We start from the raw sequence: 20,932 nt of genomic DNA, 5'->3' as shown, positions 1-20,932 counted from the left end.
CATGACGACAATATCCAGAGGAACAGATGATGGGCACCGATAAAACCAGCCGGGCTGTCGAGCTTGAGATTGACGGCAAGACGCGGGTTTTCGACATCGACGATCCGAAGCTTCCCGACTGGGTCGAGGACAACGCGTTCTCCTCGGACAATTATCCCTATGACAAGAAGCTGAAACGGCACGACTATGAGGACACGCTGGAAGCGCTGCAGGTCGAGCTGGTCAAGGTGCAGACCTGGCTCGGCGAGACCGGCAACCGGGTGATCTCGGTGTTCGAGGGCCGGGATGCCGCCGGCAAGGGCGGATCGATCGGGGCGACACGGGCCTATATGAATCCGCGCTCGGCGCGCATCGTGGCGCTGCCCAAGCCGACCGAGACCGAGCGCGGGCAATGGTATTACCAGCGCTATGTCGACCACTTCCCCACCTCCGGCGAATTCGTGATGTTCGACCGCTCCTGGTACAATCGGGCCGGCGTTGAACCGGTGATGGGGTTCTGCACGCCCGCGGAACACGCGCATTTTCTCGAGGAAACCCCGCATTTCGAACGCATGCCGGTGAAGGCCGGCATCCACCTGTTCAAGTTCTGGCTCAATATCGGACGCGAAATGCAGCTCAAGCGGTTCCACGACCGCCGCCACAACAGGCTCAAGGCGTGGAAGCTGTCGCCTATGGACATTGCCAGCCTGAACAAGTGGGAAGATTACACCGAAATGCGCGACCTCATGCTGCGCGAGACCCATTCCGACCATGCACCCTGGACGGTGGTGCGGGCCAATGACAAACGCCGCGCCCGCATCAACATCATCCGCACGATTCTGAAGGAGCTGCCCTATACCGGCAAGGACAAGGATGCAATCGGCGAGATTGATGAAAAGATCGTCGGGCACGGCGTCGACGCGGTCAAGGGCTGAACCACAAGGCTGGCCATGGGGGCTTGCCTCAGTGAGCCGCGGAGGGAAACGGCGGCCCTGGGGAATTTGGGCGGCGAAACGGACCGCAAACACGCCTCCGGGGCGGCCGATCGTTTCGAAACCGCATGGTTTTGCATTCAACCCGTGGAATATTCCGCAAAATAGTGACGTTTACGTCAAGGGAAGGCATTGCAACCAACGCAGCACCACTCTAAATCTTTCAGTCAAGACGGATGCAGGGTGGGGGCCCTATAGCGAGCCATAAGGACGCGCATCCACCAGATGAGGGAGTGAGAGACATGACAAACACTGCTGCCGCCGACCGTATTTGGCTTCCATCCTATCCGCCCAACACGCCTGCCGATATCACGCCGCTGGCCCATGCGTCGGTCGCCGCGCTGATCGAGGATTCCTTCAAGCGCTTCGCCGACCGTCCAGCCTATAGCTGCATGGGCAAGACCATCACCTATTCGCAGATGGAAAAGCTCTCGACATCGCTGGGCGCCTGGCTGCAATCGCTCGGGCTTGAAAAGGGCGACCGGGTTGCCTTGATGATGCCCAATGTGCTGCAGATGCCGGTGGCGATGGCAGCGGTGCTGCGCGCCGGCTATACGGTGGTCAATGTCAATCCGCTCTACACCCCGCGCGAACTCGAGCACCAGCTCAAGGATTCCGGCGCCAAGGCGATCATCATCCTTGAAAACTTCGCCATCACCCTGCAGCAGGTGATCGCGCGCACCGGCGTCAAGCATGTCTGCGTGGCGACGATGGGCGATCTGCTCGGGCTGAAGGGGCACCTGGTCAATTTCGTTGTTCGCAAGGTCAAGAAACTGGTTCCGGCCTGGTCACTTCCCGGCCATGTCGGCTTCAAGGCGGCACTGCAGGCGGGCCAGGGAAAACAGTTCAGACCCGCCGATTCAAAACCCACTGACGTGGCTTTCCTGCAATATACCGGCGGCACCACGGGCGTGTCGAAGGGCGCGACGCTTCTGCATTCCAACGTTCTGTCGAATGCAGCGCAAAACGACCTGTGGCTGCCTGCCGCCTTCATCAAGAAGCCGAAACCGGACACTCTGGTCTTTGTCTGCGCCTTGCCGCTCTATCACATCTTCGCGCTGACGGTGAATGCGCTGATGGGCATGGCGCAAGGCGCACACAACATCCTGATCCCCAATCCGCGGGACATTCCGGGCTTCGTCAAGGAACTGGGCAAATACGAGTTCAACGTGTTTCCCGGCCTCAACACGCTGTTCAACGCGCTGCTCAACAATGACGATTTTCAGAAACTCGATTTCAAATCGCTGCAGCTGACGCTTGGCGGCGGAATGGCGGTGCAGCGTCCCGTTGCCGATCGCTGGCAGGAATTGACCGGCTGCGTGATTGCGGAAGGCTACGGCTTGTCCGAAACCTCGCCGGTCGCCACTGCCAACCGCTTTGACGCGGACCGGTTCTCCGGCACAATTGGTCTGCCTCTTCCGTCGACCTATATCGATATCCGCGACGAGGACGGCAAAGCCGTCACGCTCGGAGAGGTCGGCGAGATCTGCATCAAGGGCCCGCAGGTGATGGCCGGCTACTGGAACCGCCCCGACGAGACCGAAAAGGTCATGACTGCCGACGGCTATTTCCGGTCCGGAGACATGGGCATCATGGACGAGGCCGGCTTCACCAAGATCGTCGACCGCAAGAAGGACATGATCCTGGTCTCGGGTTTCAATGTCTATCCCAATGAAATCGAGGAATTCGCGGTCTCGCATCCCGGCATTCTCGAGGCTGCGGCGATCGCCGTGCCGGATGAACATTCCGGCGAGGCGGTGAAGCTGTTCATCGTGCGCAAGGATGCAAGCCTTACCGAAGCCGATGTCAAAGCTCATTGCGCCACCGGGCTGACAAATTACAAGCGGCCCAAGGTCGTGGTGTTCAAGGACGAGTTGCCGAAGACCAATGTCGGCAAGATCCTGCGCCGCGAGCTGCGCGACTAGGTCGGTGCGCGATTGCCGAGGCATCGCCTTCGCATCGCCGGGAACCTGAAAAGACCTCGCGAGGCCCGCTGGAAACTTGATTTTCAGCGGGCCTCGCCGCATAGGTGGGCGATCCAACTGGAGGTCCTTTCTGTGACGCGAAACATTTCCCTGGCTCTGTCTCACCTCAAGTCCCATCGCGACAGCGGCGCTGTCACGGATATGCGGGCCGTCTTTTCGGCCGATCCGGATCGCGCCCGTAGATATACCGTCGGGCTTGATGATCTGCGGATGGATTTTTCCAAATGTGCCGTCGATGACACCACGCTGGCATTGCTGGGCGACCTCGCCCGTGCAGCGGATGTCGAAGCCCAGCGCGACCGGATGTTTGCGGGCGAGGCGATCAACCTGACCGAAGGCCGCGCCGTGCTGCACACCGCCTTGCGCGCCGGTGCGGACGAGGACATCCGGGTCGACGGCGAGAACGTCGTACCCCAGGTCCACGCGGTGCTCCGCGCGATGGGGGATTTCACCGACGGGGTTCGCAGCGGAAAGATCTGCGGCGCGACCGGCAAGGCCTTCACCGATGTGGTCAATATCGGCATCGGCGGCTCCGATCTCGGCCCGGTGATGGCGACGCTGGCGCTTTCGCCCTGTCACGACGGACCGCCCGTGCATTTCGTCTCCAATGTCGACGGCGCCCATATCGCCGACACGCTGGCCGGCCTCGACCCGGAAACCACGCTGGTCATCGTCGCCTCCAAGACCTTCACCACCGTAGAGACCATGACCAATGCCGCCACCGCGAGGCAGTTCATTGTCGAAAAGCTCGGTGAAAGCGCCGTAGCGCATCATTTCGCCGCGGTTTCCACGGCGCTCGACAAGGTGGCCAAATTCGGTCTCGATGAGACCCGGGTTTTCGGTTTCTGGGATTGGGTCGGCGGCCGCTATTCGCTGTGGTCGGCCATCGGCCTGCCGCTGATGCTTGCCATCGGCCGTGATGATTTCACCGCCTTTCTGGCCGGCGCCCGGACCATGGACCAGCATTTCAAGACCGCGCCTTTGGGCGAGAACCTGCCTATGCTTCTGGGCGTGCTCGGCGTCTGGCACCGGCTCGCCTGCCAGTATCCCAGCCGGGCAATCATTCCCTATGAGCAGCGGCTGTCACGCTTTCCGGCCTATCTGCAACAGCTCGACATGGAATCAAACGGCAAGTCCGTGGGCATTGACGGCGAACCGCTGGAGACGGCTTCCGGACCAACGGTCTGGGGCGAGCCCGGCACCAATGGCCAGCACGCGTTTTTCCAGCTTCTGCATCAGGGCACCGACGTCATTCCGGTGGAGTTCATGATTGCCGCCAATGGCCATGAGCCGCAGCTCAGGCACCAGCACGAATTGCTGATCGCCAATTGCCTGGCGCAATCGGAAGCGCTGATGCGCGGCCGGACGCGCGAGGAAGCCCGCAGCCAGCTGATCGCCGGCGGTGTGTCGGAAACCGAGGCCGACCGGCTTGCACCGCACAAGACGTTTCCGGGCAACCGGCCTTCGATCACGCTGGTGCATGACCAGCTCACGCCCTATTCGCTGGGCAGGCTGATCGCACTTTATGAGCACCGGGTGTTTGTCGAGGCACAGATCTTCGGCATCAACGCGTTCGACCAGTGGGGTGTGGAACTGGGCAAGGAACTGGCGACAGGGCTGCTGCCAGTGGTCAAGGGCGAGAGCGCCGGCGAAGGCCATGACGCCTCGACGCTGATGCTGGCGGAGACCATCCGCAAGATGCGCGAATAGTCAGGTCAGAAGCCGATTTCGCTGGCCCAGGGCGGATTGGCGCCTGGCCGCGAGACCGTGACGGCGGCGGCCTTGGCACCGAGGCTGAGCGCGTTTTTGATGGCCTCGGCGGGCAGCGTTTTGATCGCCTGTTTGGTCAGCAGTTTGTCCCGCTTCAATGACGCCAGAATGCCGGCATTGAAGGTGTCGCCGGCGCCCACCGTATCGGCGACGGTGACAGGCACCCCATCAACTTCGACCGTATGGTCATTGGTAAAGCCGATGGCGCCGTCGGGACCGCGGGTGAAGACCACCAGGCTCGGACCCTGCGCCAGCCAGGCACGGGCTGCGGTTTCCATGTCGGGCTGGCCGAACCATTCGAGGTCCTCATCCGACATCTTGACGATGTCGCTCATTGCCATCATCCGGTCGATCCGGGCACGGTGTTTTTCGGGATCGGTGATGAAGCCGGGACGGATATTGGGATCGAGCGAAATCACCCGCGATTCATGCTCGCGCCGCATCAGACTTTCATAGGTGGAGCCGCACGGATCGGGAATCAGGCTGATCGCGCCGAAATGCAGGGCTTCCACATCGTCGCCAAATGTCGGCAGATGCGCTTCGGTGATCATCCGGCCGGCCGTGTTCTCGTCGAAGAATGCATAGCTTGCCTGGCCGTTGACGAGCCGCACGAAGGCCAGCGTCGTGTGCAGGTCCAGCGTCACGCAAGGGCTGTGATCAACACCGCTTGCGGTCAGCGCTTCGCGCAGGATATCGCCGAACATGTCGCTCGAAAGCCCGGTGAAAAAGCCGGTTTCCAGACCGAGACGGCCAAGCGCCAGCGCCGTGTTGAACACCGCGCCGCCGGCATAGGGCGAGAACGCGTTTTCGCCTGCAGTCGTGGTCCGCGGCAGCATGTCGATGAGAGCCTCACCACAGCAAATGATCATCGATTCACTCCCCTGACCGGTCCGTGCGGTCTGTTCCAGTCACTGTCCCGGCAATTCCGAAACGCCGCCATGCTTGCCCGACCAGTCGAGCGGCGCATCGAGAAAGGCGCCGACCGAGGCCAGCGTCGCCTCGTCGAAGGCCTGCTGTTGCGTCGCCGCGGCAAGCACGTCGCGCCAGGTGGCCAGGTAATGCAGCTTGACCTTGCCGGCGTCAAAGCGCTGCTCGGCTTCGGCGAAAATTCCATAATAGAACAGCGCAATGCCATGATCGACAGTGCAGCCGGCCTCGCGGATGGCGTCGATGAAGGTGAACATCGAACCGCCGGCCGTGGTCAGATCCTCGATCACCAGCACCCGCGAGCCCTCCCGCAATTCGCCCTCGATCTGGGCATTGCGGCCATGACCCTTGGGCTTCTTGCGGACATAGATCATCGGCAGCCCCAGGCGCTCGGCCAGGAAGGCCGCGAAGGGAATGCCGGCCGTCTCGCCGCCGGCGATGCAGTCGAACTGTTCAAAACCCGCTTCCGACAGGACCGTCGCCGCGGCGAAATCCATCACCGCCGAGCGGATGCGCGGATAGGAAATCAGCTTGCGGCAATCGATATAGACCGGGCTCTTCATCCCTGAGGCGAGCGTGTAGGGCTCGGTTGCATTGAAATGCACCGCGCCGATTTCCAGCAATTGACGGGCGACGAGGTCAGCGATCTTGGCCTTGTCGGGAAATGTATTGGAAAACATCGGTATCATCCCAGTTCATGAGCGCCACTGTCCACCGGCAGGTCTCCGGTCGATGCTGGCGCTGCAAATATCAGTTCAGTGAAGCCGATGAAAGCATTTTAGGCAACTTCCCAGTGGATGGGCAAAAGCGGATCGAAGACCGTGACCGGCCCGTCGCCGGTTTCAATCTTGTCCGGCCAGACCACCGGCGCCGCGCGCCGCACCAGCCGAACCATCTCCTGATTGACCGGAAGGCAATACCAGACAGGGCCGTTCAGACTCGCAAATGCGGCCAGCTTGTCGAGCGCATTGTCCTCTTCGAACACATGGGCAAGGCAGGACAGCGTGTTGATCGAGGTGAAGATGCCGGCGCAGCCACAGGCGCATTCCTTCAGCGGATCGACATGCGGGGCCGAATCGGTACCGAGGAAGAACCGCTTGTCGCCCGAGGTGGCAGCCTTGCGCAGCGCCAGACGGTGGCTCTCGCGCTTGGCCACCGGCAGGCAATAGTAATGCGGCTTGATGCCGCCGGCCAGGATGGCGTTGCGGTTGATCATCAGATGATGGGTGGTGATGCTGGCGGCGAGATTGGCGTCCGCTGCCATCACATAGTCGACACCATTGGACGTGGTCACATGTTCAAGCGTGATTTTCAGGCCGGGAAGCCTGCGGCGCAGCGGATCAAGCACGGTTTCGATGAAGACGGCCTCGCGGTCAAATATATCGACCGATGGATCCGTCACTTCGCCATGGATGCACAGCGGCATGCCGATTTCAGCCATCTTCTCAAGCACCGGCATGACCTTGTCGAGATCCCGCACACCGGAACTGGAATTGGTGGTCGCGCCCGCAGGATAGAGCTTGACGGCGGTCACAAGGCCCGAGGCATGGGCGCTTGCGACATCGGCGGCATCGGTGCCCTCGGTCAGATAAAGCGTCATCAGCGGGGTGAAATCCATCCCCTTCGGCAAGGCAGCCAGGATGCGGTCCCGATAGGCCTGCGCATCGGCGCTGGTCACCACCGGCGGCATCAGGTTGGGCATGATGATGGCACGTGCGAAATCGCGGGCCGAATAGGGCAGCACGCCTTCCATCATGGCGCCGTCACGCAAATGCAGGTGCCAGTCATCAGGCCTGGGGATGGTGATTTCGTCCATGAGTTCGGTTTCCTTCATCGCCGCGTCAAATGCATGTGAGGCGGGTTGACCTTTCATGCCCCGGCGGGGACATATAACCCAAGCCTTTAGCAGGCAACAGGCAAGCAGGGAAAGAGAACATGGATCTTGGATTGACAGGAAAACGGGCCTTGGTGCTGGCCTCGTCACGCGGGCTGGGGCTCGGCATCGCCGAGGCGCTCGCGGCGGAAGGCGCCAATGTGATGATTACCGGCCGCGATGCCGCCCGGCTGGGAGCCGCCGTCGATGCGATCAATGCGCGCGGCGCGGGGACCGCCCGGTTTGTCGTCTCCGACCTCTCCGACAAGGCCACACCGGCCCTGCTGGAAGAGGCGGTCGGCAAGGAATTCGGCGGGCTCGACATCCTGGTCAACAACACCGGCGGCCCGCCTCCCGGCTCCATGAGCGATGCGGATCTTTCGGTGGTGCACCGGCAGTTCGAAATCATGGTGCTGAGCGTGATGGACATCACCGCCCGGTTCCTGCCCGGCATGCGGGCGCAGGGCTGGGGACGCGTGCTGAGCGTCGCCTCGTCCGGCGTGATCCAGCCGATCACCAATCTTGGCCTGTCCAATGCGCTCAGGGCAACTCTGGTGGGCTGGTCGAAATCCATGGCCAATGAGACAGCCGGTGATGGCGTGACCTTCAACATGCTTCTGCCCGGGCGCATCGACACTGCGCGCCTGAAAGAGCTCGACGCTGCAAATGCCAAGCGTTCGGGCAAGAGCATCGAAGATGTGGCACAGGCTGCGCAGAGCCAGATCCCGGTCGGCCGCTACGGCGCTGTGGAAGAGTTCGGGTCCACCGCCGCGTTCCTGGTGAGCGAACGGGCAAGCTACATCAACGGGTCGATGATCCGCTGTGACGGCGGCGCGATCAAGTCGGTCTGATCCGACGCAACAACCGGGCCATGGCGCCCGGTTGTTTCTCCTCTTGCTCGGCTCAGACCGCGCGCGTGAGGCTTTCCTCGATATAGGTTTTGCGCAGAGCAAGCGTCACCGGACCGGGTTTGCCGCCCGAGAGTTCGACGCCGTCAATCGAGATCACCGGGCCGACAAAGACGGACGCCGAGGTGATGAATGCCTCGGCCGCATCCCTGGCTTCCTCAATGCTGAATTCGCGTTCCTCGATCTTGGTGCCGCTCTTGGCGGCATAGGTCATCAGGGCCGCGCGGGTGATGCCGGGCAGGATCGAATTGGACAGCGGCCGGGTGACGATCGAGCCTTCGCGGGTGACGATGAAGGCATTGTTCGATGTGCCCTCGGTGACCATCCCGTCGCGGACCATCCACGCGTCGTCGGCGCCGCGGGACTTGGCTTCCATCTTGCCCAGCGAGGGATAGAGCAACTGCACGGTCTTGATGTCGCAGCGACCCCAGCGCAGATCCGGGATCGAGATGATTTTCAAGCCGTTTTTGGCCGTCGCCGTGTCGATCAACGGCCGGCTCTGGGTAAACAGAACCAGCGTCGGCGTCAGCTTTTCGGTGTCGAACAGGAAATCGCGGTCAATGGCGCCACGGGTCATCTGCAGATAGACCATGCCTTCGTCGACATTGTTGCGGCTGACCAGCTCGCGATGGATTGCCAGCAATTCATCATCGCTGACGGTAAAGCGCATGCCGAGTTCATCGGCGGAGCGGTGCAGGCGCGCCATATGTGCCGGGAAATCGATGAGCTTCGAGCCGAGCACGGCTGCCACTTCATAGATGCCGTCGCCAAACAGGAAACCGCGGTCAAACACGGAGACCTTGGCCTCGTTCTCGGGCACATAGGCTCCGTTGACATACACTGTGCGCATCTCGATCCCCTTGACTGTTTCAGCGTCCTGTCTTGCCAGAATTTCCGGCCCGCCGCCAACCGGTTTTTCAAAATAATCCGGCGCAATCTCCGCGCAGGTTCGAAAGGCTAGACCGGGGCCTCCTGATTGCCGGAACCCGCCCATGACCCACCGCATCGCCTATACCAAACCATCGATCACCGAACTCGAGGTCGAGTATGCGACCGATGCGGCGCGCAACGGCTGGGGGGCGCAGTGCTACGATTACATCCACCGGCTTGAGCGAGATTTCGCCGGCCATCTCGGCATTGCCCATGCGGTGGCCACATCGAGCTGCACCGGCGCGATGCATCTGGGCCTGGCGGCCCTTGGCATAGGACCCGGAGATGAGGTGATTCTGGCTGACACAAACTGGATCGCCTCGGTGGCACCGGTGGTGCATCTGGGCGCGACAGCGGTGCTGGTCGATATTCTCGAGGACACCTGGTGTCTTGATCCGGCGCTGGTCGAGGCTGCGATCACGCCCAGGACAAAGGCGATCATCGCGGTTCACCTCTATGGATCGATGTGCGACATGGATCGGCTTTTGGAAATCGGCGCCCGCCACGGTGTGGCGGTGATCGAGGATGCGGCAGAAGCCATCGGCTCGAGCTGGCAGGGCCGGCGTGCCGGATCGATGGGCGCTTTCGGCACATTCTCGTTTCACGGTACCAAGACCATGACCACCGGCGAAGGCGGTATGTTTGTGACCAATGACGCAGCACTATTTGCGCGGGTGACGACGCTTTCCAATCATGGCCGCGATCCGAACGAACCGCGCCAGTTCTTTCCGACCGTGACCGGCTACAAGTTCAAGATGGCCAATGTGTCGGCCGCGATCGGCTGCGCCCAGGTCGAGCGCATCGACGAGCTTATCGCCGGCAAGCGCCGCATCATGGAGCTCTACCGTGCACTGCTGTCGGGCGTGGACGGGCTTTCGCTCAATGCCGAACCGGACGGCACCGTCAACGGCTACTGGATGCCGACGGTTGTGTTTGACCGCGACACCGGCGTCACCCGCGAGACGCTGATCAGCGCCTTTCAGGCGGCCGATATCGATGCGCGGGTGTTCTTCTGGCCGCTGTCGGAGCTGCCGATGTTCGAGAGCTGTCCGGGCAATACCACGGCCCATGACATCTCCTCGCGCGCCATCAACCTGCCGAGCTATCACGACATGGATGAGGCGGCGCAAGCGCGTGTCGCCGCGGTGATTACCGGCCTGCTTTCGGGATAGACAGGCCTTTTGCGGCGCGGATCAGAGGGCGGTTGCGAGGCTGCAGGACTTTGCCGGGTTCGGCATTGCCGCTTCGTTCAACCATGCCCGTCCCGCTCAGCTCCGGATCGCCAGCTTCGGAATCGCGGTCACGAACTGCCCACCCCAATCGCCGATACAGGAAAGCTGGGTCCTGATTTCGGTCTCGATGTTCCATGGCAGTATCACCACCCTGTCCGGTTGCTCTGAGAGGAGATGCGCCTCGTCGACAATCGGAATCCGCGAGCCGGGCATGAAGCGTCCCTGCTTTGCCGGATTCCGGTCGACGACAAAGGCGATGTCATCGGCGGTGCTGCCGGCGAAATTCAACAGCGTATTGCCCTTGGCGGCAGCCCCATAGGCCGCCACCTTCAGTCCGGCGGCATGTGCGTCTGCGAGAAAGCTGCGAAAGGCATCGCGGGCGGCTTCAGCGCTTGCCTGGAAGCCGGCATAAAATGCCGAGCCGCCTAGCCCGGCCTCACGTTCAACGCCGATCATCGCCGCGACCGCCGGCCTTACCGCATGGGCGCGATGGTCGGACCGGCAGGCATAGACCCTGAGGCTGCCGCCATGATGCGGCGTGACGCCGACATCAAACACCGTGAGCCCGTTTGCCGCAAAAATCCGCTCGACCGAGAGCAGCGACAGATAGGAATAATGTTCGTGATAGGCAGTGTCGAACTGGTTGCCGCGGACCATTTCCAGAATATTCGGAAATTCGAACGTCGCCACGCCCGCCGGCTTGAGCAATCCTGCAAAGCCCGCCACGAAATCATTGATGTCGGGCACATGCGCCAGCACATTGTTGGCGGCGATCAGATCGGCCTGGCGGCCCTCGCCTGCCAGCCGTTCGGCCAGCTTCGCTCCGAAGAAATCCTCGACGATCTCGATGCCCCTGGCGCGCGCAGCTTCGGCGGTGTTGTGCGTCGGTTCAACGCCATAGCAGGGGATGCCGTGAGCTTTGACATATTGCAGCAGATAGCCGTCATTGGCTGCGATCTCTGCGACAAGGCTGTGTGCGCCAAGCCCGAAGCGATCTTGCATCTCCGCAACATAGGTTTTGGCATGATCAAGCCAGGTGCGGGAAAATGACGAGAAATAGGCATAGTCGCCGGAAAAGAATTCCTCCCGGTCGGCAAAATCCTCAGTCTGGGTCAACCAGCATCCGGTGCAGGTGCGGATGACAAGCGGATATCGTTTTTCCGGGCGGGAGAGCGCGGCGGCATCGAGGTAGGAATTGGATGGCGGCGCCAGCCCGAGGTCGAGAAACGGGATGAAATCGGCGCCATTGCAATGCCGACAGCGCATCATGATCCCGGCTCCGCATCCGTAATCAACGGAAACGACGCGTCTCGTGCCGAGATCCCGGCAACCGGCAAAGGCCAGGCAATCGCCAGTCCCGGATCATCATGGCGAAGGCCTGATTCGGCGGCCGCGGTGTAGGGTGCTGAATGAACATAGATCAGCTCGATATCGTCGCTGAGGGCCTGGAACCCGTGCGCAAACCCTTCGGGCACATACATTGCTGTTGCAGTTTCGGCGGACAGCTCGGCAGCCACATGGGCATAGCGCGTCGGACTGCCGGCGCGGATATCGACGGCCACATCATGGACCGCGCCGCGAATGCAGATGACCAGCTTGGCTTCGGCATGGGGCGGACGCTGGAAATGCAGCCCGCGCACCGTTCCGCGCCCGGCGGTGCGGCTGTGATTGATCTGGGCCACAGGGCCGGGCCAACCGATCTCAGCCAGAGCCTCGGCGCAAAAGATCCGGGCAAAGGCGCCGCGGTCGTCAACCAGCGGCGTGCGGCGGACCAGCGCGGGACCCGTGGCAGCGCCCGCCCCGGGCAAGAGCGGCGTGATGACAAAGGGAGACGTGCTCATCGATCCGCCCCGCTCGCGGCTTCGACATAGGCGTTGCAATCGGCCTCGCACAAGTTTCGTGCGGCCCCGCCATTCAGCAGAGCGCGATACCAGCGCGCGGTCAGCGATACCGTCTGCTCCAGCCCCCAGAGGCCGGAAACGGCCAGATCGCTTGCTGCCAGCGATGGGTCGAGCGCCAGTGCCTCGGCCTCCGCCGGACCGTCCGGGCTCTCGGCCCAGTCGATCCCGGCGCCGTCGAAATGCGATGCCGCCAGAGCGAGCACGTCACGCACCGTGGCGCTGTCCTCCGTGGGACCGAAATTATAGGCCGGAGCGAGGGCCGCGCCGGATGCGAGCCTTTCGGCCAGCACCAGATAGCCCCGCAGGGGCTCGAGCACATGTTGCCAGGGCCGGGTGGCGAGCGGGCGGCGCACAGCGATCGCCTCGCCCCTCGACCAAGCCCGTATCGCATCGGGAAACAGCCGGTCCTCGGCCCAGTCGCCGCCGCCGATCACATTGCCGGCCCGCGCCGTGGCAACGCCGCATCCGGCTGCCTCGAAGCGACCGCGCCAGCCGGCCACGACCATCTCGCAAGCCGCCTTGCTGGCGGAATAGGGATCATGGCCGCCCAGCGGATCGGTCTCGCGAAAGCGGTGGCCGTCGCCTGAATTGCGGTAGACCTTGTCGGTCGTGGTGACGACGATGGCGCGTGCCGTCCCCACCTCAGCCAGCGCCTGCAACAGATTGTTGGTGCCTGCCACATTGGTGGCGAATGTGCTTCCCGGATCGGCATAGCCGCGCCGGACCAGCGACTGGGCGGCAAGGTGGAATACAATGTCTGGCCGTGCCCGTTCGACCAGATTGTTCAATTCATGCGCATCCCGGATATCGGCAATCTCGCCGGCCAGGCGGTTGTCCGAATGCAGCAGCGGAAACAGCGCCGCGGGCTGCTCCGGCGGCAGCGAGCAGCCGGTGACATCCGCGCCCATGGCCTCGAGCCAGTGCAACAGCCAGGCACCCTTGAAGCCGGTATGGCCGGTCAGGAGCACCTTGCGCCCGCGCCAGAAATCCGGATCAGGCAAAGCGTGGCGTGCTGGCTTGTCCGTGCCTACCAGCTTTTCGCCGCCTACCAGCTTTTCCAAGGCGCTTTCCCCTCGCTCCACAGCGCCTCGAGCATGTTCTTGTCACGCATGGTGTCCATGGGTTGCCAGAAGCCGCGATGGAAATGGGCCCGCAGCTCGCCGTCCCGGGCCAGTGCGGCCAGGGGCTCGCCCTCGAAACTCGTGCGATCGCCCTCAATGCGATCGAGCACCGGGGTGGACAGGACGAAGAAGCCGCCATTGATGAAACCGCCCTCGCCCTCGGGTTTCTCGATGAAACCCTGAACCGAATCGCCATCGAGCTTGAGCGCCCCGAACCGGGCCGGCGGGCGCACCGCTGTCACCGTGGCCAGTCGGCCATGGTCCTTGTGAAAGGTCAGCGTTGCGGAAATGTCGACATCGGACAGGCCGTCGCCATAGGTGAAGCAGAAGCTGTCTTCGCCTTCGAGATAGGAGGCCACCCGCTTGAGACGGCCGCCGGTGAGCGTGGTTTCGCCGGTGTCGACCAGCGTGACCCGCCAGTCCTCGGCGCTCTGGCGATGGAAATGCACGGTGTTGTCGGACATGTTGAAGGTCATGTCCGACATGTGCAGCGCATAATTGGCGAAATATTCCTTGATCACATAGCCGCGAAAGCCGCAGCAGATGATGAAATCGCTCAAGCCATGGGCGTGATAGAGCTTCATGATGTGCCACAGGATCGGCCGCCCGCCGATCTCCACCATCGGTTTCGGCTTGAGATGGGTTTCTTCCGACAGCCGTGAGCCGAGGCCGCCGGCCAGGATGACAACCTTCATGATGTGGCTCCCCGAATGCGCCAGTCACGACAGCGCGGGACATGGCTGCGCCCACCGGCAGGGCCGGATGGCCGGCCGGTGTTTTCAGGCTCGGTTGTTGGCCCATGGTCCATGGCGCCCGATATTCCCCTGGCTTCAAGCCTTGCAAGCATAGGCGATCAAGCTGTTCCGAGGCTGGCGGGGACGGAGCCGGCGACGGCGGCATCAACCATTGTTCCGGCGGCATGGCTTGCCTATAAGTGACGGTGAAGCCTGCGCGCGGCGCATGCAAAAGCCCACCCGCCCGATATGGCACAGCGCGAGGACACCATGCTCGAAGACGGCAAGCTCTATGTCGGCACCAGCCGCAACCCCGACGACAGCATCAACAAGGGCGAATATCTCGACCTCAAATATGCCAACCGGCACGGGCTGATCACCGGCGCCACCGGCACCGGCAAGACCGTGACCCTGCAGATCCTGGCCGAAAGCTTTTCCAATGCCGGCGTGCCGGTGTTCTGCGCCGATGTCAAAGGCGACCTGTCAGGCATTGCCCAGATCGGCGAATACAAGGATTTCCTGGAAAAGCGCGCCACGACCATTGGGCTTGATCCGTACGAATTCCAGGAATTCCCGGTGATCTTCTGGGATCTGTTCGGGGACAAAGGGCACCGCGTCCGCACCACGATCTCCGAGATGGGACCGCTGCTGCTGGCGCGGCTGATGGACATGTCGGATGCGCAGGAGGGCGTGCTCAACATCGCCTTCAAGCTGGCTGACGAAAACGGATTGCCGCTTCTCGACCTCAAGGACCTGCGATCGCTGCTGGCCTATATGGCGAGCGAGACCGAGAGCCTCTCGGCCATGTATGGCAACATCACCAAGCAGTCGCTGTCGACGATCCAGCGCGGATTGCTGGTGCTGGAGCAGCAGGGGGCCGAAAACTTCTTCGGTGAACCGGCGCTGAAAATTTCCGACATCATGCGCACCACCAATGACGGGCGCGGCGCGATCTCGGTGCTGGCTGCCGACAAGCTGATGATGAATCCGCGGCTTTACGGCACCTTCCTGCTGTGGCTGTTGTCGGAACTGTTCGAGGAACTGCCTGAAATCGGCGATTCCGACAAGCCGCGGCTGGTGTTCTTTTTCGACGAGGCACATCTGTTGTTCGACGAGGCGCCAAAGATCCTGATCGACCGGGTCGAGCAGGTGGTCCGGCTGATACGGTCCAAGGGCGTCGGCGTCTATTTCGTCACCCAGAACCCGCTCGATGTTCCCGAAACCGTTCTCTCCCAGCTCGGCAACCGCATCCAGCATGCGCTCCGGGCCTATACGCCGCGCGAGCAGAAGGCCGTCAAGGTGGCGGCCGAAACCTTCCGGCCCAATCCGGCCTTTGATTGCTTCGAGGCGATCACGCAACTGGGCGTCGGCGAAGCCCTTGTCTCCACGCTTGGCGCCAAGGGCGTGCCCTCGATGGTGGAGCGCACCCTGGTCAGGCCGCCGTCCTCGCGGCTCGGCCCGATCACCGAACCCGAACGGGTGAAAGTGATGGCGGTCAGCCCGGTGGCAGGACAGTATGATGTTGATCTGGACCGCGACAGTGCCTTTGAAATGCTGCAGCGGCGCGCCGAGGAAGCCGCCAAGGCGGAGGAAGACGAGCGCAAGCGCGAGGAGGAAAAGGAACAGGAACGGCCCGAAAGCCGGCGCTGGACTCTCCCCGGCTATGGCGACGAAAACGATGAGGACGACCGCGGCCGCAGCCAGTCCCCGCGCCGGCGGAAGAGCACGAAACGGCCTGGTTACCGGCGCCAGACGGTCACCGAGACGGTGATCAAATCGGTGGCGCGATCAGCGGCCACATCGCTCGGTCGCGCGCTGGTGCGAGGCATACTCGGATCCCTGAAAAAGGGCTTCTGAACCGCCAACCGTGCGGTCCGGTCCCGCAGCTGATTCTATCTGCCCAAGCTCATCAGGGGCTGTCGGCTGGTGGCGGGAACGCGGCCGGCGCGATGGCGCCGGTTGCCATGCAACCTTATGCGCGTCACCGAGTTATCACAGGCTGAAGACGGCGTAATCCTGCTGTGCACATACGGCGCACCGGGATGCTCCCGTCCTCGTTTCCCAAGGGGCCTCTGGTGTCCCTTTTGACCTGGAGAGGACATCGTATCATGCTCGTCACATTCCTGAAAAAGCTCATGGCTTCATCCGAAAGCAAAACCACCGCGCAGGCTGCCCTGTCGCGACGAAAATTTATTCTTGGCGCCGGTGCCGCCTTCGGGTCAGTGTATATCGCGAGCCAGCTTGGCGTCAGCCACGTCCAGGCTTCACCCGCTGCCGGCTCTACCGGGGTTGAGCTCGATGATGACCTCATTAACCTCGCCCAGTTCCGGGACGAAAGAAACCGACGGAATGACAGGGGCGGTCGCGACGACCGGGGCCGCGGGCGGGATGATCGGGGCGGCAGACGCACCAGCCGCCGAGATCTGGAACGGCAGTGCCGGCAGTCCAACCGGTTCCGGCGCGACAATCGCGAGCTTTGCAGGCGCGTGAGCGGCCGGAGTTTCGGACGCAGCGGAACCTGCATCCAGTTCGGCCCGCTGCAGGTCTGCGAATAGGCTCCAAGTCTAAATCCCGACCGCTGGCGGCAATCTTTGCCAGCGGTCGGGATGGTTGTGACGCGGCCATTCAGCCGAACCGCGGACGGGTGCGCAGGCGTCTAGTTCAGCGGCCGGATCCGCACCGCCAAGAGGTCAATGCCCTTGCTTTCCCCGGAGATATCGCTGTTGATCACCAGATTGCCGCCCTCATTGGGGGCCAGCGCCCGGTCGTAATCCAGGCTGAACAGGATATCCGTGGTCTCATAGGTCACGTCGAAGCGACGGCGACCGCAATCGCCCAGAACGGAAAACTCGCATTTGACATAGATCTGCGTGGTATCGGGAGACGCCGACCGCACGGTCAGCGCCAGCACCGACTGACGCCCGGCCATGGCCTGCATCACGTCCGCTCCGAGCGGCACCAGCACCTCGCCACTGGCATCACCGCTGCCCGAGATGATCCTGAGCACATTGCCATCGGCCTGCTCGATCACCTCGGCGCTGGCATTGCCGCGGATCTGGGGCGCACCGTCGCGGCCGGGTGTGAAGACATTGGCCCATTCGCCGGAAAAGCCGGCGCCGGGGTTGAATTGCTGTGGCCCGCCTGCAAAATCGTCGCGGCTCAGGGACGGCGGCGGGTTGGGCACGCCGGTGTCACGCTCTGACGCAGACTTCAGCGCGCCAACCTCGATCAGCCACCAGACACCAATGCCCAGAAATGACAGCATCACCGCTGCAGAGAATATCGATGCGAAGGCGCCCCGTCGGCGCTTCGGCTTGCGTTCCTTGGGAAGCTTGACCTTCCTGGCGGGCTTTGCAGCGGCCGGCGCAGGAGCCTCAATGTGGGGCGGGCGCTCGGCATCCGGCACGGCCACCGGCTCGGCCGCGGCGGCATGGCTGCCTGCGTCGGGGACAAAATCCAGAGCTGCTTCACCACCGGGTGCTGCCGCGCTCCGCGGTTTTTGCGACACGGGCGAAACAACAGGGGCCGCGGCGTGCGACCCGGCTGCCGGCGGGGTCTGACCTGCCAGTCCAGCGACGTTTCCCGGGCGGTACTGGTCAATGCCGTCCTGCTCCGGTCCCAGCGCTTCGGAAGTGTCATATACGGGGCGTTCGGGGGCGGGCCAGGCCGCCTCGGCCGGGTCAGGCGCCGGGTGTTGCGGATTGGAGACCGGGGGTGCAGCGGCATCGCCGCCCGGCGGCGTCCATTCGGCCTCGATGTCGGCGATCAGGCTTTCCAGCCGCTGCCGGTGCTCGTGAATCCGCGCCGCATCGGTGATGTCCTGACGATCGAGGCTTCGATCAAGTGCGGCACGGGCGGCTTCGTAAATCCGCTGGCGCGCCTGTGCGCCAGGAATTCCCGCCTTGTCCAATGCTTCGCGAATTGCCGATTCCATGCCGCTCAATGGTCTGTCTCCGTGCCGCGTGGTCTGGCCATCGCCAGGGGCTTGAAAATTGGCCGAGGCCCGGCAGTCGCCGGCGGTCGACGCGTGCCATTTTTCTTGTGCGTATCCGCTAACCCCGCAAAACTCAAGCACGCAGCGGCTTCGGGGACCATCGAGTTGTGGACCCGGTGCCGTTGGCAAGCGGCTTTTCAGCACCGCCCGGCTCTGCTATGAAAATTGACGTTTGCGTAAACGTCACAGCAATTTGCGAGGCTCCATGACACTTCCCGCCATCCTCAAAGACAATTTCCGGCTGCCCGTGGTTGCCGCGCCTCTGTTCATCATTTCGCATCCGCCGCTGGTCATGGCCCAGTGCAAGGCCGGCGTGATGGGCTCGTTTCCCGCGCTCAATGCCCGTCCCGAAGCCCAGCTCGATGAGTGGCTGGCCGAAATCACCGAAGGCCTTGCCGACCACAACGCCAAGAACCCGGACCGCCCGGCGGCCCCTTTGCCGTCAACCAGATCGTCCACCGCTCCAACACACGGCTCGAGCACGATCTGACCATGTGCGTCAAATACAAGGTGCCGGTTGTGATTTCCTCACTCGGCGCGGTGCCCGAGGTCAATGCGGCGATCCATTCCTATGGCGGCATCGTGCTGCATGACATCATCAACAACCGCCATGCCCACTCGGCCATCAAGAAAGGCGCCGACGGCCTGATCGCCGTTGCAGCCGGCGCCGGTGGCCATGCCGGTCCGCTCTCCCCCTTCGCGCTGATCCAGGAGATCCGCGAATGGTTTGACGGCCCGCTGCTGCTCTCTGGCGCAATCTCCACCGGCGGCGCCGTGCTTGCCGCCCAGGCAATGGGCGCCGACATGGCCTATATCGGCTCGCCCTTCATTGCCACGGACGAAGCCCGCGCGGTGGATGAATACAAGCAGATGATCGTCGACAGCGTCGCCAAGGACATTGTCTATTCCAACTATTTCACCGGCATTCCGGGCAATTATCTCAAGCCCTCGATTGCCGCCTCCGGAATGGATCCGGACAATCTGCCCGAAGCCGACCCGACCAAGATGGATTTCGACAGCGCAACATCCGGGCCGAAAGCCTGGAAGGAAATCTGGGGCTGCGGCCAGGGCATCGGTGCGGTCAAGAAGGTCGGCCCCGTCGCCGATCTCGTCGACCGGCTCGAAAGCGAATACAAGTCCACGCGCCAGCGCCTGGCGCTGTAAAGCCGCGTCCGTCCCGGACCGGGCTTCGGTGCCTCGGCTTGCTGCGGCTCGGCCCGGGACCAAAAAACGCGGCGCTCGCGCATGGCCGCTTGAATTCGAGGCCCAATCACGGTATTTGCGCCTCAACCGGTCGGGTGGCTTGAGCCACCCACCGGTCCGCCGCTTTAGCTCAGGTGGTAGAGCACATCATTCGTAATGATGGGGTCGCAGGTTCGAGTCCTGCAAGCGGCACCACTTCCCTTATATCATGACGATCGGCGACGGTTCAGACGGCGGGGAGACTTGCCGGCCGCTTTCCGCCGCGCAGATTGATCCAGTTGGCTAGCAGGATGATGCCGCCGCCAAGCAGCACCAGCACGTCGGCCTGCTCGTCAAACAGCACCATGCCGATGACCACGACCAGCGGCAGCCGGGCGAAATCGATCGGCATCAGGAAGCTCGCAGGTGCCAGCGACAGGGCGGTGGTCAGGCAGTAATGCGCCAGCAGACCAGCCGCACCAATCACGAAAAGCCAGGGCAGTGTCGTAATCGTTGGCCAGGTGACTGAGTCATGCATCACCAGTGCGGCAAGGCCGAAGCAAAGCTGAAATCCGGTGAGCCAGAACAGGATCGAGACGATGCTCTCATGCCGGGTCAGAGCCTTGGTCATGATGATGGTGGCAGCAAAGAAGATCGCCGACAGGGCTGCCGTGACGGTTCCGGGTTCCATTGCACCGAAATCCGGCCTTGCCACCACCAGAATGCCGACAAATCCCAGCAGGGCGGCAAGCATTCTGGCGCCCGTCAGACGTTCACCGAGAAACAGGAAGCTCAACACGATCACCCAGATCGGTGAGGTGAATTCCAGGGCGAACACCTGTGCCAGCGGAATCGACGCCAGGGCAAAGAACCAGAGATTCTGCCCGGTGAAATGAAACAGGTTCCTGAAGAAATGCTGCTTCAGCCGGTCGCGGCGGATCTCGGCCAGCCTGCGATTGGCGAAGGCCAGAGACAGCACGATGACAAGGCCGACAAGCGAGCGGAATGTCATGATCTCGAAGGTGTTGTGAATGTCCGACACGTAGCGACCGGCCACCGCCATCATCGAGAACGACACGATCGATCCGCACATCCACAGTGCCGCCCTGGCCGGCCGGAAGGTTTGAGGCATGAGTGCAGTCTCCACGGCTTCCGCAGCACGAGATCTGCATAAAGCGTTTTCAGATGGCGATCGGGGACGGCGTCATCCTGCGCAGAATCACGCTCTGTCCAAATGCCAATCAACTGGATTCGAGGCCACAAAGCAATTGTCCACCTGCGGATCATTGCCTCCGCAGGTTGCAGGCGTGCTTAGACGGAAGAATCTGCGGATTTGCTGATGCGGCAAGATCCGCGGCCCGGGCTGCAAGGCCGGACAGCCGCTGCCCTTGTAGCGGCAGAAGT

17 protein-coding genes, 1 tRNA gene and 1 pseudogene are annotated in these 20,932 nt (G+C 62.6%); 9 read left to right on the top strand and 10 right to left on the bottom strand.

Annotated elements, in window-relative coordinates; all coding sequences use genetic code 11:
• The first annotated feature begins 29 nt into the window (after positions 1-29).
• The 3 genes from ppk2 (at position 30) to pgi (ending at position 4,666) form a co-directional block, all read left to right on the top strand.
• The gene (ppk2, locus tag OEG82_RS04850; RefSeq protein ID WP_267611318.1) at positions 30-914 is read left to right on the top strand and encodes a polyphosphate kinase 2; all 885 of its coding nucleotides are present in this window, start codon (positions 30-32) and stop codon (positions 912-914) included.
• A 299-nt stretch (positions 915-1,213) separates the two neighbouring features.
• Entirely contained in the window at positions 1,214-2,896 is a 1,683-nt protein-coding gene (locus OEG82_RS04845) for a long-chain fatty acid--CoA ligase (protein ID WP_267611317.1), read from the top strand.
• A 201-nt stretch (positions 2,897-3,097) separates the two neighbouring features.
• The gene (gene pgi, locus OEG82_RS04840; RefSeq protein WP_425497630.1) at positions 3,098-4,666 is read left to right on the top strand and encodes a glucose-6-phosphate isomerase; all 1,569 of its coding nucleotides are present in this window, start codon (positions 3,098-3,100) and stop codon (positions 4,664-4,666) included.
• 5 nt (positions 4,667-4,671) lie between these two features.
• On the opposite strand, the gene OEG82_RS04835 is transcribed toward pgi, so the two are convergent.
• The 3 genes from OEG82_RS04835 to pyrC all read right to left on the bottom strand — a co-directional run bounded on the left by OEG82_RS04835 (position 4,672) and on the right by pyrC (position 7,469).
• Entirely contained in the window at positions 4,672-5,595 is a 924-nt protein-coding gene (locus OEG82_RS04835) for a carbohydrate kinase family protein (protein WP_267611316.1), read from the bottom strand.
• A 39-nt stretch (positions 5,596-5,634) separates the two neighbouring features.
• Entirely contained in the window at positions 5,635-6,333 is a 699-nt protein-coding gene (locus OEG82_RS04830) for an orotate phosphoribosyltransferase (RefSeq protein ID WP_267611315.1), read from the bottom strand.
• A gap of 98 nt (positions 6,334-6,431) precedes the next feature.
• The gene (pyrC, locus tag OEG82_RS04825; protein ID WP_267611314.1) at positions 6,432-7,469 is read right to left on the bottom strand and encodes a dihydroorotase; all 1,038 of its coding nucleotides are present in this window, start codon (positions 7,467-7,469) and stop codon (positions 6,432-6,434) included.
• Positions 7,470-7,588: 119 nt separating this feature from the next.
• On the opposite strand from pyrC, the gene OEG82_RS04820 reads away from it, so the two are divergent.
• Positions 7,589-8,377, top strand: a complete 789-nt coding sequence (locus OEG82_RS04820) for an SDR family oxidoreductase (protein ID WP_267611313.1) — start codon at positions 7,589-7,591, stop codon at positions 8,375-8,377.
• Positions 8,378-8,429: 52 nt separating this feature from the next.
• Here the strand turns inward: OEG82_RS04820 and OEG82_RS04815 are convergent, their stop codons facing one another.
• Complete coding sequence (locus tag OEG82_RS04815; RefSeq protein ID WP_267611312.1) at positions 8,430-9,284, bottom strand: D-amino-acid transaminase; 855 nt, start codon at positions 9,282-9,284, stop codon at positions 8,430-8,432.
• Positions 9,285-9,426: 142 nt separating this feature from the next.
• Here OEG82_RS04815 and OEG82_RS04810 point away from each other — a divergent pair, with 142 nt between their 5' ends.
• On the top strand, positions 9,427-10,536 hold the full coding sequence (locus tag OEG82_RS04810) for a DegT/DnrJ/EryC1/StrS family aminotransferase (RefSeq protein ID WP_267611311.1): 1,110 nt from the start codon (positions 9,427-9,429) through the stop codon (positions 10,534-10,536).
• 96 nt (positions 10,537-10,632) lie between these two features.
• Here OEG82_RS04810 and OEG82_RS04805 read toward each other — a convergent pair whose 3' ends face one another.
• From OEG82_RS04805 to rfbF, 4 genes are read right to left on the bottom strand one after another with little or no spacing between them, the layout of a single operon-like run.
• Positions 10,633-11,865 carry a class I SAM-dependent methyltransferase gene (locus OEG82_RS04805; protein WP_324288932.1) on the bottom strand — a complete coding sequence of 411 codons (1,233 nt, stop codon included), beginning with the start codon at positions 11,863-11,865 and terminating at the stop codon, positions 10,633-10,635.
• On the bottom strand, positions 11,862-12,437 hold the full coding sequence (locus OEG82_RS04800) for a dTDP-4-dehydrorhamnose 3,5-epimerase family protein (RefSeq protein ID WP_267611310.1): 576 nt from the start codon (positions 12,435-12,437) through the stop codon (positions 11,862-11,864). Before OEG82_RS04800 ends, OEG82_RS04805 begins: the two co-directional genes overlap by 4 nt.
• A complete protein-coding gene (rfbG, locus tag OEG82_RS04795) occupies positions 12,434-13,558 on the bottom strand; it encodes a CDP-glucose 4,6-dehydratase (RefSeq protein ID WP_267611309.1) in 1,125 nt (374 codons plus the stop codon). Before rfbG ends, OEG82_RS04800 begins: the two co-directional genes overlap by 4 nt.
• Complete coding sequence (gene rfbF, locus OEG82_RS04790) at positions 13,543-14,313, bottom strand: glucose-1-phosphate cytidylyltransferase (RefSeq protein WP_267611308.1); 771 nt, start codon at positions 14,311-14,313, stop codon at positions 13,543-13,545. The genes rfbG and rfbF overlap by 16 nt, the downstream gene beginning before the upstream one ends.
• Before the next feature lie 309 nt (positions 14,314-14,622).
• Here rfbF and OEG82_RS04785 point away from each other — a divergent pair, with 309 nt between their 5' ends.
• Together OEG82_RS04785 and OEG82_RS04780 are read left to right on the top strand one after the other, a co-directional pair.
• On the top strand, positions 14,623-16,209 hold the full coding sequence (locus OEG82_RS04785) for a helicase HerA-like C-terminal domain-containing protein (protein ID WP_267614868.1): 1,587 nt from the start codon (positions 14,623-14,625) through the stop codon (positions 16,207-16,209).
• Between the two features lie 251 nt (positions 16,210-16,460).
• Positions 16,461-16,907, top strand: a complete 447-nt coding sequence (locus OEG82_RS04780; RefSeq protein WP_267611307.1) for a hypothetical protein — start codon at positions 16,461-16,463, stop codon at positions 16,905-16,907.
• 101 nt (positions 16,908-17,008) lie between these two features.
• Here the strand turns inward: OEG82_RS04780 and OEG82_RS04775 are convergent, their stop codons facing one another.
• Complete coding sequence (locus tag OEG82_RS04775) at positions 17,009-18,295, bottom strand: hypothetical protein (RefSeq protein WP_267611306.1); 1,287 nt, start codon at positions 18,293-18,295, stop codon at positions 17,009-17,011.
• A 256-nt stretch (positions 18,296-18,551) separates the two neighbouring features.
• On the opposite strand from OEG82_RS04775, the pseudogene OEG82_RS04770 reads away from it, so the two are divergent.
• Together OEG82_RS04770 and OEG82_RS04765 are read left to right on the top strand one after the other, a co-directional pair.
• A pseudogene (locus OEG82_RS04770) lies at positions 18,552-19,510 on the top strand (NAD(P)H-dependent flavin oxidoreductase).
• A gap of 158 nt (positions 19,511-19,668) precedes the next feature.
• Positions 19,669-19,744, top strand: a tRNA-Thr gene (locus OEG82_RS04765).
• A 31-nt stretch (positions 19,745-19,775) separates the two neighbouring features.
• Here the strand turns inward: OEG82_RS04765 and OEG82_RS04760 are convergent.
• Positions 19,776-20,660 carry a DMT family transporter gene (locus OEG82_RS04760; protein WP_267611305.1) on the bottom strand — a complete coding sequence of 295 codons (885 nt, stop codon included), beginning with the start codon at positions 20,658-20,660 and terminating at the stop codon, positions 19,776-19,778.
• Positions 20,661-20,932 lie beyond the last annotated feature (272 nt).

Source organism: Hoeflea ulvae, from assembly GCF_026619435.1.
GTDB lineage: Bacteria > Pseudomonadota > Alphaproteobacteria > Rhizobiales > Rhizobiaceae > Hoeflea > Hoeflea ulvae.
The sequence above is the reverse complement of the archived record's forward strand: the minus strand, read 5'-3'. Positions and strand labels throughout refer to the sequence as shown.